12 protein-coding genes are annotated in these 13,464 nt (G+C 73.2%); 4 read left to right on the forward strand and 8 right to left on the reverse strand.

Annotated elements, in window-relative coordinates:
* Nucleotides 1–27 precede the first annotated feature (27 nt).
* Nucleotides 28–1,539 (forward strand): dGTP triphosphohydrolase, encoded by a 1,512-nt coding sequence (locus tag NMK34_RS11295; RefSeq protein WP_318333345.1) that lies wholly within the window; start codon nt 28–30, stop codon nt 1,537–1,539.
* 7 nt (nt 1,540–1,546) lie between these two features.
* Here the strand turns inward: NMK34_RS11295 and NMK34_RS11300 are convergent, their stop codons facing one another.
* From NMK34_RS11300 to NMK34_RS11330, 7 genes are all read right to left on the reverse strand, one after another.
* Nucleotides 1,547–2,191: a NeuD/PglB/VioB family sugar acetyltransferase gene (locus NMK34_RS11300; RefSeq protein ID WP_318333346.1), complete on the reverse strand. Its 645-nt coding sequence runs from the start codon at nt 2,189–2,191 to the stop codon at nt 1,547–1,549.
* Nucleotides 2,188–2,865, reverse strand: a complete 678-nt coding sequence (locus NMK34_RS11305; protein ID WP_318333347.1) for a sugar transferase — start codon at nt 2,863–2,865, stop codon at nt 2,188–2,190. The genes NMK34_RS11300 and NMK34_RS11305 overlap by 4 nt, the downstream gene beginning before the upstream one ends.
* A gap of 109 nt (nt 2,866–2,974) precedes the next feature.
* Nucleotides 2,975–4,120, reverse strand: coding sequence for an MBL fold metallo-hydrolase (locus tag NMK34_RS11310; RefSeq protein WP_318333348.1), 1,146 nt, complete (start codon nt 4,118–4,120; stop codon nt 2,975–2,977).
* Between the two features lie 102 nt (nt 4,121–4,222).
* Entirely contained in the window at nt 4,223–5,167 is a 945-nt protein-coding gene (locus NMK34_RS11315) for an SDR family NAD(P)-dependent oxidoreductase (protein WP_318333349.1), read from the reverse strand.
* Nucleotides 5,164–6,348 (reverse strand): zinc-dependent alcohol dehydrogenase, encoded by a 1,185-nt coding sequence (locus tag NMK34_RS11320; protein ID WP_318333350.1) that lies wholly within the window; start codon nt 6,346–6,348, stop codon nt 5,164–5,166. Before NMK34_RS11320 ends, NMK34_RS11315 begins: the two co-directional genes overlap by 4 nt.
* 74 nt (nt 6,349–6,422) lie before the next feature.
* Complete coding sequence (locus NMK34_RS11325; protein ID WP_318333351.1) at nt 6,423–6,995, reverse strand: isoquinoline 1-oxidoreductase; 573 nt, start codon at nt 6,993–6,995, stop codon at nt 6,423–6,425.
* 22 nt (nt 6,996–7,017) lie between these two features.
* Nucleotides 7,018–8,241 carry an oxygenase MpaB family protein gene (locus tag NMK34_RS11330; protein WP_318333352.1) on the reverse strand — a complete coding sequence of 408 codons (1,224 nt, stop codon included), beginning with the start codon at nt 8,239–8,241 and terminating at the stop codon, nt 7,018–7,020.
* A 137-nt stretch (nt 8,242–8,378) separates the two neighbouring features.
* Here NMK34_RS11330 and NMK34_RS11335 point away from each other — a divergent pair, with 137 nt between their 5' ends.
* Complete coding sequence (locus NMK34_RS11335; protein WP_318333353.1) at nt 8,379–9,146, forward strand: 3-oxoacyl-ACP reductase family protein; 768 nt, start codon at nt 8,379–8,381, stop codon at nt 9,144–9,146.
* A gap of 205 nt (nt 9,147–9,351) precedes the next feature.
* Nucleotides 9,352–11,214 carry an AMP-dependent synthetase/ligase gene (locus NMK34_RS11340; protein WP_318333354.1) on the forward strand — a complete coding sequence of 621 codons (1,863 nt, stop codon included), beginning with the start codon at nt 9,352–9,354 and terminating at the stop codon, nt 11,212–11,214.
* Here NMK34_RS11340 and NMK34_RS11345 read toward each other — a convergent pair.
* A complete protein-coding gene (locus tag NMK34_RS11345) occupies nt 11,122–12,093 on the reverse strand; it encodes an oxygenase MpaB family protein (protein ID WP_318336322.1) in 972 nt (323 codons plus the stop codon). The two genes, NMK34_RS11340 and NMK34_RS11345, sit on opposite strands and share 93 nt — an antisense overlap.
* 153 nt (nt 12,094–12,246) lie before the next feature.
* Here NMK34_RS11345 and NMK34_RS11350 point away from each other — a divergent pair, with 153 nt between their 5' ends.
* A complete protein-coding gene (locus NMK34_RS11350) occupies nt 12,247–13,464 on the forward strand; it encodes an oxygenase MpaB family protein (RefSeq protein WP_318333355.1) in 1,218 nt (405 codons plus the stop codon).

Below are 13,464 nucleotides of genomic sequence, written 5' to 3' on the forward strand. Positions count from 1 at the left end.
CGGTACGGCTGCGCTAGCGTGGCGATCATGGAGGTACCTGCGGATCCGCGGGCCCGGCGGCTCTTCGGAGGCAGCGCCCGGGCGCTCGGCGACCTGGCCGCCGGCCCGTTCCGGGCCGACCGGGACCGGATCGTCGGGTCGCCGTTCTTCGCGCGGCTGGGCGGCGTGACCCAGGTGATCAGCCCGGGCGGATCCGGGCTGCTGGTGCACAACCGGCTGACCCACAGCCTGAAGGTGGCCCAGGTGGCCCGCGCGATCGCCGAGCGGCTGACCGCCGATCCGGCGCACCGGGCCCTGCTGGACAAGCTCGGCGGCTGCGACCCGGATGTGGTGGAGGCCGCCGCGCTCGCGCACGATCTCGGGCACCCGCCGTTCGGGCACCTGGGGGAGCGGGTGCTCGACCGGCTGGCCCGGCAGCGGCTCGGGCTGGCCGACGGATTCGAGGGCAACGCCCAGTCGTACCGGATCGTCACCAGCACCGAGATCCGTGGCGCGGCGACCACCGGGCTGGACCTGACCGCCGCGGTCCGGGCCGCCATGCTGAAGTACCCGTGGACCCGGCTGGACCATCCCGACCCGCACCCGCGCCACCTCGAACCGGCGCCCCGGGGCGCGGCGGCCCCGCCGGAGGACCCGGAGAGCGGTTCGGTGAAGTTCGGCGCGTACCGCACCGAGCTGGACGACCTGCGCCAGGCGCGGGAGCCGTTCGCCGGGCGGATCCCGGACTGGCAGCAGACCCCCGAGGCGTCGGTGATGGACACCGCCGACGACATCGCGTACGCGATCCACGACGTGGAGGACTTCTACCGCGTCGGGGTGCTCCAGCAGGGCACCGTGGCGGCCGAACTGATGGCCTGGCAGCGCGAGTGCGGGCACCTGCGGTCGATCACCGCCTCGGCGCTGGAGGCGGCGGGCCGGCGGCCGGGCGCGGCGATCGAGCGGCTGCGCCGGCAACTGCACCGCAAGGACGGCTGGATCGCCGACGACGAGGCGTTCGCCGACGCGGTCGAGCATGTGCGCGAGGAACTGGTGGAAGGGCTGCTGGCGCTGCCGTTCGACGGCTCGATCGAGGCGGAGCAGTACGTCGCCCGGTTCTCCGCCCGCTGGTCCACCCGTTTTGTGGACGCCATCACCGTGACGCCGGACCCGGACGTCCGCTCCGGCTACGTGCTGCTGGCGAAGGCGCAGTGGCACGAGGTGCAGGTGCTCAAGTTCGTGCACCACCGGTTCGTGCTGGCCCGGCCGGACCTGGCCCTGCACCAGCGCGGCCAGGCCCGGCTGCTGGGCACACTGGTGGAGGCGCTCTGGGAGTGGCTGCTGGACCCGGACGAGGAGTCCCGGCTGCCGCGCCGGCTGCACGACCTGGTGGAGCTGGCCGAGGCGGAGCTGCACCCGCGTACCCCGGACCGGATCGGCCGGGCCCGGGGCCGGGCCATCATCGACTTCGTCGCGCAGCTCACCGACGGTCAGGCGGTGGCGATGCTGGACGCGTTGTCGGGCCGCTCGGGGGCGCTGTGGACGGACGCCTTCGTGCTCTGAGGACCGCTCAGCGCGCCGGCACGCCCTTGACCACTGTCCGCGCCGGCACGTCGCGCACCACGCACGCGCCGGCGCCGACCGTCGCCCCGGCGCCGACGCGCAGGCCCTGGAGCACCACGGCGCCCGCGCCGATCAGCGCGGCGGTGCCGAGGCGGCAGTCGCCCGACACGGCCGCGAGCGGATGCAGGGAGACGTAGTCGCCGACCACGCAGTCGTGCGCGAGCGTGGCGTTCTGGTTGACGTGCAGGTGCCGCCCGGCGGTGACGTTCGTGGTGATCCGGCCACCGGCGAACACCACGAGACCCTCGGCCGACACCAGGTCCGGGCCGACTGTGGCGTCCGGGTGGACGAGGCTCGCCGCCGGCCTGCGGTACGTGTCGATCCGCGCGGCCACCTTCTGCCGGACCCGTGGGTCGCCCACCCCGATGACGACGTGGGTCTCCGGCGGCAGCTGACCGAGTGCCGCCAGGGTCCCGAGGAACGGGGCGCCGCACGCCTCGGCGCGTTTGCGGTTCGACTCGGACGGGTCGTCGTCGACGAAGCCGGCCAGCCGCCAGGGTGGCCGGGCCGCGGACTCGTTCACCGCCGCCACGATCTGGGCGATCTCCCGGCCGTGGCCGCCGCACCCGACGACGACGAGGTCGAGGCTCACCGGGACCCGCTTCCCGCGGTCGCCGCCACGGCCTGCTCCGAGGCGGTGCCGCGGAACTCGTGCGCGGTGGCGGCGCCGGGCGCGCTGATGCCCTGCCGCCGGAGCACGGCGACCGCGGTCCGTGCCAGGATGCGGGCGTCCAGCCGCAGGCTCCAGTGCTCCACGTAGTGCAGGTCGTAGGCGAAACGCTCCGCCCAGCCCAGCGCGTTGCGGCCGTTGACCTGCGCGAGCCCGGTGAGGCCGGGCCGGACGTCGTGCCGGCGGAACTCCTGCGGTGTGTAGAGGTCGCGGTAGCTGGTCGGGAACGGGCGCGGGCCCACCAGGCTCATGTCACCGCGCAGGATGTTCCAGAGGCTGGGCAGCTCGTCCAGGCTCGTGGCCCGCAGCCACCGCCCCAGGGGCGTCAGCCGCGCCTGGTCGTCGCCGGGGGAGAAGCCGTCGCCCCCGCCCGCCATGGACCGGAACTTCAGGATGGTGAACTCCCGGCCGTGCCGGCCGATCCGCCGCTGCCGGAAGATGACCGGGCGGCCCATCCCGAGCAGCACCGCGACCGCGACCACGGCGAGGACCGGCGCCGCCACCAGCAGGGCCGTGGCCGACACGAGGACGTCGACACCCCGCTTGACGGCCGCGGCGCCGCCCGTCGGCGGGTTGGGTGTACGGAGATCTTCCACGCCTGGGGAGAGGCGAACCTGCATGCTGTCCTCCGGCCGCTGACTCGTCAGCGAACAGAGTACGCAAATATGCGCAGAAGAATGCCTTGTCCGGTTTTTTCGGCGCGTCTCAGGCGACTGCCTGCCACCACCCGTCCACCGCCGGCGGCTCGTCCACCACCACCCGCTCACCGGGACGCGGCACGGCGAGCCGGACGTCGCGCGCCTTCGCTTCGGCCCAGAGCCGGTCCACCGGCTCGGACCAGTCGTGCAGGGCCAGGTTGAACGTGCCCCAGTGCACCGGCACCAGCAGTCCGCCGCGTACGTCGAGGTGGGCGGCGACCGCCTCCTCCGGGAACATGTGGATGTGCGGCCACGCCCTGTCGTACGCGCCGATCTGCATGAGCGTCAGGTCGAACGGGCCGTGCTCGGCGCCGATCGCGGCGTACCCGTCGAAGTAGCCGGAGTCGCCGGTGTAGAAGACCTTCCGGTGCGCCCCGGTGATCGTCCAGGAACTCCACAGCGTGCCGTCGCGGCGCAGGCCGCGCCCGGAGAAGTGCTGCGCGGCGGTGGCGGTGAGCGTCAGCCCGCCCACCCGGTGGCTCTCCGCCCAGTCCAGCTCGACGATGCGGTGCTCGGGTACGCCCCAGCGGGCCAGGTGGGCGCCGACGCCCAGCGGCACCACGAACGGCGCGGATTGGAGGTCGGCCAGCGTGCGGACGGTCTCCATGTCGAGGTGGTCGTAGTGGTCGTGCGAGATCAGCACCGCGTCGAGCGGGGGCAGGTCGGTGAGGCGGACCGGCGGCTCGTGGATGCGCCGCGGGCCGACCAGCCCGGACGGGGAGCACCTGTCGCTCCACACCGGGTCGAGCAGCACCCGGTGCCCCTCGATCTCGACGAGCGTGGAGGCGTGGCCGTACCAGACGACGTTCAGCTCGCGGGCCGGGTCGGCGGCCGGCGCGGCGCCGGGGCGCAGCAGCGGCACCGGGCTGCCCGGCCGCCGCTTCTGCTTGCCGAAGACCAGCTCCCGGAGCAGGTTGCGGCCCGGGTCGGCGACCATCGTGGCGCTGGCGCCGGCCGGGTTGTGGAACGTGCCGTCGCGGAAGCGCGGTGACCGGGCCGCCCGTTCCGCCCGGGTGCCGGTGAGCCGACCGCCGAGCTGCGCCGGTACGTCCCGCGCCGCCCAGGCCAGCCCGGCGACGGCGGCCAGCCCGGCGAGCTTCCACACCCGCCCGCCGCGCGTCCGGTCCGGTTCCAGCCCCGTCGGTTCCCGCATGTTCGTCCCCTCCGCCGTGTCCCGTCGTACACGGTAACCACAGTCGTCCCGGTCCGCCCACGCGACGGCCCGCCCGCGCGACAGCCACCCCCCCCGCGACGGTCAGGGCAGCCGGCGGCGCACCGCGGACGCCACTGTGGCCGCGCGTCCGCCCACGGCCCGGACCACCTGGGACACGTCGGGCAGCCATCCGCCCCGGACCGCCTCACCGGCCGGGTTGGGCGTGAACACGATGCCCTGGTGCGCGGCGACCGGCGTCCGGGTCAGCCCGGCCAGGCGCATCAGCGGACCGACCAGCACGTCGTACACGCCGGGCAGGACGGTGAAGCCGAAGCGCATGACCACGTTGAGCCGGCCCACCGACACCTCCCGGCGGGGCCGGTCGAGGCATCCGACGATGGCCCGCGCCACCCGTTCGGGCGAGGCGATCGGGGGCGGCGGCCGGCCGACGCGGCCCAGGTAGTTGGCCGCCTGCCGGTAGACGGGCGTGTCGACGCTGCCCGGGTTGACCAGGCAGATCGCGACGCCGGGTGTCTCCCGCGCCTCCTGCTGGAGCGTGCGGGCCAGTCCCTGCAGGCCCCACTTGGCGGCCACGTAGCCGCTCATGTAGGGCGCGGTGATGTGCCCGAGCACCGAGCCGGTCAGCACGAGCGTGCCGCCGCCGTTGGCCCGGAACCGGCGCAGCGCCTCCCGGGCCACCGCCGCGGCGGCCAGCAGGTCGGTGCGGACCACCTGCTCGAACACCTCGGCCGGGGTCTCGTCGAAGCGGCCGTAGGACATCACCGCGGCGGTGTGCACCCAGGCGTCGACGCGGCCGTACTCGGCCCGCGCCGCGTCGGCGAGCGCGGCCACCGCGCCGGGCTCGGTCACGTCCATCGGTACGGCGATCGCCCGCGCGCCGGCCGCCCGGCACTCGTCGCGTACCTCGTCGAGCGTGGCGGGGGAGCGGGCCGCGAGGACCAGCCGGTCCCCGCGGCCCGCCAGCTCCAGAGCGGTCGCCCGGCCGATCCCGCTGGTCGCGCCGGTGACGACCACCGTCCGGGTCACGGCGCGAGCACGACCTTGACGCAGCCGTCCTCCTTCTTCTGGAACATCTCGTACGCCCGCGGCGCGTCGGTCAGCGGCAGCCGGTGGGTCCGCAGGTCCTCCACGCCCAGCGGGTCGTCGTCGCGCTCCAGCAGCGGGATGATCTCGTCGACCCAGCGCCGCACGTGGCACTGGCCCATGCGCAGCTGGATGCCCCTGTCGAACATCTCCATCAGCGGCATCGGATCCTGCTCGCCGCCGTACACGCCGGAGATCGACACGGTGCCGCCGCGCCGCACGGCCTTGAGCGCGGCGTGCAGCACCACGAGCCGGTCCACGCCGGCCTTGTCGGTCATGGCCTGGGCCAGCTTGTCCGGCAGCAGCCCGGCGGCGGTCTGGGCCATCTTGCCCAGCGGCGCGCCGTGCGCCTCCATGCCGACCGCGTCGATCACCGCGTCCGGGCCGCGTCCGTCGACCAGGTCGATGAGCGTGCCGGGCACGTCGTCGAGCTGGCTGACGTCGAGCACCTCGATGCCGTGGCGGCGGGCCATCTCCAGCCGCTCCGGCACCAGGTCGAGCCCGATCACCCGGCCGGCGCCCAGGTGGCGGCCGATCCGGGCGCTGAACTGCCCGACCGGGCCGAGCCCGAACACGGCGAGCGTGCCGCCGGGCGGGACGTCCGCGTACTTCACCGCCTGCCAGGCCGTGGGCAGGATGTCGGAGAGGTAGAGCCAGCGCTCGTCCGGGCCGCTGTCCGGGATCGTGATCGGGCCGAACTGGGCCTGCGGCACGCGCAGGTACTCGGCCTGGCCGCCGGGGATCGAGCCGTACAGCGAGGTGTAGCCGAACAGGGACGCGCCCTTGCCCTGGCTGGTCACCTGCGTGGTCTCGCACTGCGCGTAGAGCTGCCGCTCGCACATCCAGCACGAGCCGCAGGAGATGTTGAACGGGACGACCACCCGGTCGCCCTTCTTGAGCCGGGTCACCCCGGGCCCGACCTCCTCGACGACGCCCATCGGCTCGTGCCCGAGGATGTCGCCGGGCTTCAGGTACGGCCCGAGCACCTCGTACAGGTGCAGGTCGGAACCGCAGATGGCGGTCGAGGTGATCCGGACGATCGCGTCGGTCGGCTCCTCGATCCGGGGGTCCGGGACGTCCTCCACGCGGACGTCCCGCTTGCCGTGCCAGGTCAGTGCCTTCATGCCTGTATGTCCCCTCTCCGGTGCCGTCCATCGGACTGCTACCCGGTAGCGGGCCGTTGAATCGGCGGCGCCGGTCACCGTGGCGTGAGGTCGACAGCCACGGCGATCGTGCTGTTGCTGGCGGCGGTGGCGGCCAGCGCGCCGATGTCGAGGCGGCGGCCCGCGCGGTCGGTGACGGCGCCGCCGGCCAGCCGCAGGCAGCCGACGGGCGTGCCGAGCGTCGCCGACGCGGCCTCCAGCAGCCGCCGCCGGGCCACCGCGACGGCGACCCGGACCGGGGTACGGGTTCCGGCGGCGGGATGGGGTGCGCCACGCGTCCGGCCCGCTGCCGGCCGTGGTGGTGGCACGCGGACGCGCCGGCGCGGCACCGACAGCCCGTCGGCGATCAGTTCGGCGGCCGCCGTGTCGCCGTCGTACCGGTCCGGCGGCAGCGTGAACGAGACGGTCCCGTCCGCGCCGACCTCGACGGAGATCAGTGCCGCCCCGGGCAGGGCCGCCGCCGTCATGATCTCGCCGAGTCCGAGCAGCCCGGCCACGTCGGGCGACGGCGTCCGGGCGGCCGGGTATGCGGCGGTGAGTTCGGCAGCGGCCACGAGGACCGGCGCGGCCAGCACGTACCCCAGGAACGGGGGGAGGGGCGCGGTCATGGTGCTCACCGCGGCCCAGTGGTCAGAACTCGCGGTTGCCGAGCGGGATCTCGATGTTTATCGACTGCCCCTCGGACAGGAACAGCAGGGCGAGCTTGCGGAGGAACTCGTCGAACAGCCAGTAGCACTCCGGTGCGAGCGGGAACGGCAGCAGCGCCTCCCGGACCGCGATGAACGGGCCCCAGCTCGTCCGCAGCAGCGTGTCCCAGAGCAGGTCGCGCGGGATCTCCAGCCAGTTGGCGATCTGGTTGCCGAGCATGAACCGGGTGAACGAGCCGAGGATGGGCTTGCTGAGCAGCCCGGCGTCGATCTCCTTGCCGAGGCCGAGCAGGATGTCGGCGAGCGCGTTGCCCTCGCGGGTGGGCGCGAGGATCGGGTCGAGGACCTCGCCGGCCTGGGAGTTCGCCTCGCTCCAGGTGGCCGGGATGTACTCGTCCCTGATGCCGAGCATGTGCGCGGCCACCTGCCACAGGTGCAGGAAGGCCGTCGACTCGGCGGCGGGGATCGGCACCCGCCAGTCGGTCAGTTTCCGCATGACTGTGGTCGGCAGGCTGTGCCAGGTGACCATCATGTCCCGCTGGCTGATCGGGATGTCCTCGGGCGCGACGTCGGCCCAGTCGGGCGACTGCGGCAGGAGGTGACGCACGCCGGCGTGCGCGAGCCGGGTCTTCACGGCGGTCACGATCATCGAGCCGTCGGGCTGGTACGCGTTGGCGGTGCCGATGTCGTACCCGAGCTTGGCGGTCTTGGAGATGCGGTCCTTCATGTCCGCGCCGCCCTTGGAGTAGTAGACGGCGCGCGCCTCCTTCGGGATGACTGTGCTCATCATGCCGCTGGCCAGGCCGTAGAGCACGCCGAGGTAGAGGCCGCGCTTCTCGTTGAAGCGCACGGCGGTGGCCAGCTTGCCCTGGTCCACCCAGGACGGCAGCACGCGTGCGCGTTCGATGAACGCGCGGACGTCCGCCGGGAGGCCGGAGGGCAGCGGCTGGCCGTTCTTCGTCCACGTCCGCAGCAGTTGGTTGACCAGTGGTGCCTCGCCCCGGTCCAGGAGCGAGGCGACGAGCGGGTCGGCCTCCTCGTCCCACACCCAGCGGGGGTCCACGCCCGCGCCCGCGCCGGCCACTGATCCGGTCGGAGACCAGGTCCACGCCGACCGGGCCTGTGCCGGCGCGGCGACGCTGAGCGCGCCGAGCGCGCCCAGTGCCCCACCGGCCTTCAACATCTTGCGCCTGCTTACCGGTTCCACGTTCACTCCTCGGGGTCGAGGCCGCTGATACGGTGAAACAAATGTTGCGCCCGTGTATCACATGAGAGCACGTGGTAACGGTGTCCACAAGGCTCATGACGACAACTGTCGATGTTTCGCGATGAGGGGAGTCCACGGTGGCGCTGGTCGAGGGGATGCTGTCGGGCAGGGTGGCGTGGGTGACCGGCGCCAGTCAGGGCGTCGGCGCGGCGATCGCCGAGGGGTTGGCCCGGGCCGGCGCGTCGGTGATCCTCCAGTCCCGGCGGACGGACGCGCTGGACGAGGTGCGCGACCGGATCGCGGCCGGCGGCGGCACGGCGGAGGTGGTCGCCGGGGACGTCGCCGACGAGTCGGCCGCGAACGCCGTGGTGGCCCTGGCGCGGCGGCGGTGGGGGCGGCTCGACGTCCTGGTCAACAACGCCGGCATCAGCCCGGCGCTGCACCGCAGCGAGCGGCTCAGCCTCGGTGACTGGCAGCAGGTGATCGACACCAACCTGTCCGGGGTGTTCGTCTGCGCTCGCGCGGCCGGCGCGCTCATGGTCGAGCAGGGCACGGGCAGCATCGTCAACATGTCCTCCGTGCACGGTCAGGTCGGCTTCCCGCGCCTGGCCGCGTACAGCGCCAGCAAGGGCGGCGTCGAGCAGCTCACCCGCACGCTGGCGCTGGAGTGGGCGGCGGCGGGCGTACGCGTCAACGCGGTCGCGCCCGGCTACCTGGAGACGCCGATGACCGAAGGGCTGCGCGGCCACGAGCAGTGGTCGAAGCGGCTGCGCGACCGCATCCCGATGGGCCGGTTCGGCCGTCCCGAGGAGGTGGTCGGCGCGGTGCTGTTCCTGGCCTCGGACGCCGCGAGCTACGTCACCGGCAGCGTGTTGCACGTGGACGGTGGCTGGACCGCGCAGTGACCGGCGAACCGTTTGGTTAGTCGGCGTTCGTCGCCAGGTCGCCGTCACGGCGCGATGCCGCGCCGGATCACGGCCACTCCTTCCCAGAAAGTTAACCCTCGTTTACAGTGCTGCCATCGGCTGCGGAAACCCGCGCGGGCACCACGGCGAGGGGTGCGGCCAGCCCTGCCACCACCAGGCCCGGTTGCGTGTGAAGGAGTAGCCCATGGACCCCGCCCACGTCCTCGCCGAGGACTGCGCCAAGAAAGCCGCCGACCTGACCGTCCCGGCGCTGCTGCACCGCAACGCCACCGAGTACGCCGACCGGCCCGCCCTGACCACGCTCGGCCGCGACGACACCCGCACCTGGGCCCAGCTGCGCGACGAGGTCGCCGAGCTGTCCGCCGGCCTGGCCGAGATCGGCCTGGAAGCCGGGCGGCACATGCTGATCATGATGGCGGGCCGCACCGAGCACTGGCTCGTCGACCTCGCCGCGGTCCACCTGGGCGCGGTGCCGTCCACGATCTACCCGACGCTCAGCGCCGAGCAGATGCGCTACCTGGCCCGGCACAGCGCCGCCCAGGTGCTCGTGCTGGAAGGGCCGGCCGAGCTGGAGCGCTGGCGGCCGATCCTGGCCGAGCTGCCGGACCTGCTCCGGGTGGTACTGGTGGACGAGCCCGCCGAACCGGCCGGCGACGCGGTGCCGCTGTCGCGCGTGCGTACCCTCGGCCGGGCCGCCCGCGAGGCGGACCCGGACGCCTTCGAGCGGCGCTGGCGCACGATCCGGCCCGAGCAGCCGGTGACGCTGCTCTACACCTCCGGCACGACCGGTAACCCGAAGGGCGTCGTGCTCAGCCACCACAACGTGATCTACCAGGCGGTGGCGCTGGACGCGATGGTGTCCGTCCCCGACCACGCGCCGACGGTGGCCTACCTGCCGCTCGCGCACATCGCCGAACGGTTCCTCGGCATCTACAACCCGATCTACCGCGCCGGGCACGTGACCATCTGCCCCGACGCCACGCAGCTCGTCGCGGCGCTGCGCACCGTCGGCCCCGCCTCGTTCTTCGGGGTGCCGCGGGTCTGGGAGAAGATGGCCGCCGGTGTCCAGGCCCACCTGGCCACCGCCGACCCCGCGGTCCGCGCCGCCGTCGCCGCCGCGAGCGCTGTGACACTGGAGGCGTACGAGCTGCGCGCGGCCGGAGAGCCGGTGCCGGCCGAACTGGCCGCCCGGGTGGCGCAGGCCCGGGACACCGTGCTGCGGCCGTTGCAGGCCACCCTGGGTCTGCAGAACATGACCTGGCCCGGCAGCGGCGCCGCCCCGATCCCGGTGGACGTGCTGCGGTTCCTCGCCGGGCTCGGCGTCGACGTGCTGGAGGTGTGGGGTCTGACCGAGACCACCGGCACCGCCACCCTCAACACCCCCGACCGCTTCCGCACCGGCACGGTCGGCCGCCCGAACGTGGGCATGGAGGTACGCCTCGCCGACGACGGCGAGATCCTCGTCCGGGGTTCGCTGGTGTGCTCCGGCTACCTGCGCGAGGACGGCGGCGTCGAGCCGGTCGTCGACGCGGACGGCTGGCTCGCCACCGGCGACGTCGGGACGCTCGACGACGACGGCTTCCTCACCATCACCGACCGCAAGAAGGAACTCATCATCACGTCCAGCGGGAAGAACATCTCGCCGGCGCAGATCGAGAACCTGCTGCGGGCGCACCCGCTCATCGGTCAGGCGGTCGCGATCGGCGACCGGCGGCCGTACGTCACGGCGCTGATCGTGCTGGACGAGGAGGTCGCTCCGCAGTGGGCGCGCACGCACGGCGTCAGCGACCCGCACCTGCCCGCCCTGGCCTCGGACCCGGTGCTGCTGGCCGAGATCCAGGCCGCCGTGGACGCGGCGAACGCGCGGCTCGCCCGGCCCGAGCAGGTCAAGACGTTCCAGGTGCTGCCGTCGGCGTGGACGCCGGAGTCGGGCGAGCTGACCCCGACGCTGAAGCTACGGCGCCGGGTCATCGTCGACAGGTACGGAGACCGGATCGACGCCCTCTACCGGTCGGGCGACGCGGTGGCGGAGCCCGTCGCGGAGTAGCGCCGGGTCGATGCCGGGCGGGGGTGGCGGCGCGCCGAGGTCGGCGGGCCGGTACCCCCGCGGGTAGCCGGGATAGGTGCGGTTGCGCGGCGCGCGGGTCAGCCGGCTCACGGTCCGCGCGGGCAGCAGCCGCACCACGGCGGCCCGGGCGCGCAGCGCGCCGCCGACCAGCACGGTCAGCGCTCGTGGCGCGGCCGGCAGCCCGAAGGCGGCCCGCATCTCGGGCGGCAGCAGCGCGCGCACCGCGAGCCGCGCGGCCGGGCGCAGCGGTGCCGGGTACCAGGACGCGAACAGATCCAGCGTGTACGACGCGACCCGCTCGTTGCTCGGCGTGCGGCGGAACGTCTCCCGCTCGTACGCGTCCTTGAAGGCGCGGAACGCGTCGAAGTCCGCCGGGACGTCCCGGATGCCCATGCGCGCGCCGACCGCGCGGTAGTAGTGGAACGCGGCCAGCCGCTCGTGCTCGTGCAGCGGGCGCCAGCCGTACCGGTCCAGCCAGTCGATCGGCTCGTAGACGAACGTGGACAGCACGTACCGCATGTCGTCGTTCGAGATCGCGAACCGGCCGTGCGCCCGGTTGACCACCCGCAGCGCCTCCCGGCCGCGCGGTGAGTCGTAACCGTGCTCCAGCAGCTCGGCCATCAGCAGCGCGGTGTCGTCGTAGCGCTGCTGCGCCCGCAGCCGGAACTCGCCGGTCGCGTCGAGCAGCGCGGAGATGCTCGGCACGCAGTACGTGCGCAGCAGCGCCAGCTCCAGCGCCCGCTGGTAGTCGAAGGGGAACTCGTACCCGGCGGAGAGCCGGTAGATCTCGTGGTGGTCGCGGACCGGATCGAGCGTCTCGATCCGGCGCAACCAGCGGTACCGCCCCGCACGAGCCATCGCCACCACCCCCACCGTCCACCCTTGCCGATGCAGTCAAGCTCCTCTATGTTAATAGAAAATCACATCCCCGGATAACTCGAAACCTGCTTGTGCGCACCTCACGGGCCGGTGTTCAGGGCGATGTCCGGTCGAAACCGGGAAGTGGTGCTAATGGAGAATCTCAGTAGACGAAGCGTCCTGACGCTCGGCGCCGCGCTGGGACTGGTAGCGGTGGCGGACGCCCCGAAGGCGTGGGCGTGGTCGTCGTCCGGCTCGATCGCCGGGACCGACACGGTCACCGATCCGTGGGACGTCTGGGACGACGACACCGACCCGCTCGTCGCCTCGATGCTGGACGCCGGTCAGATCCCGGCGGTGAACACCGCGTTCGCGTCCTGGATCCGCAACGGCGACGCGCTGCCCGCCGGCCTGCCCCCGGCGCTCACCACCTACCTGCGACAGGTCAACACGCTGCCCTCCTGGGCCGACCAGGCCAAGCTGGACCGCGCCGCCCAGTTCAACAAGCGCATGAGCATGTACCTGTTCCTGCTCTACGGCCTGGGCAGCGGGATCATGAGCACGGTGATCCCGCGCGAGGCCCGCAACGTCTACTGGTCCGAGGGCGGCGCGGACATGAAGTCGCGTGCCGCGAAGACCTTCACCTACGGCTACGACCTGAGCGCCCCCGACGCGTTCAAGGCCACCGGCAGCTTCGTGGTCACCTCGCACAAGACGCGGCTCACCCACGCGGCCGTACGGCACCTGCTGCCGCAGTCCGCGCCATGGCGCGGCGTCACCGACCACCCGATCCCGATCAGCAACGGCGACATCCTCATCACCTTCCACAGCCTCGGCACGTACGTGCACCGCAAGCTGCTCGACTGGCGTCGCTGGGGACTGCGGATGTCGGCCGCGGAGGAGGAGGCCTACCTGCACATGTGGCAGGTCGCGCTGCACCTGCTCGGGGTCCGCGACGAGTTCATCCCGAACAGCTGGGCCGCCGCCGAGGAGCAGTCCCGGTACGCGCTGTCCCCGCTCCTCGCGCCGACGCCCGAGGGCATCGACCTGGCCGACATCCTGCTGAACCTGACGTCCTCGGTGGACCTGGGCGTCACCCGGGGATTCCAGCGGGAGTTCGCCCGCTACGTGCTCACCGACCGGATCGGCGACTGGCTGCGGCTGCCCCGCGACTACCTCTCCCGGGGCGTGATCGAGGCCGGCTGGCCCACGTACGTGATGTTCCGCGAAGGGCTCTCGCCGCTCATGCCGGAGACGTTCGGCCTGTTCGACAGGTTCATCCGCGGGCTGGCGATGCTGTTCCTCAACAACGGCTCGTCCGCGTCGCACACCCCGATCACGATCCCGGTCATGAACCGGCCGGGCACCTGA

Origin of the sequence: Micromonospora sp. BRA006-A (assembly GCF_033433935.1) — a bacterium.
Lineage (GTDB): Bacteria > Actinomycetota > Actinomycetes > Mycobacteriales > Micromonosporaceae > Micromonospora > Micromonospora aurantiaca.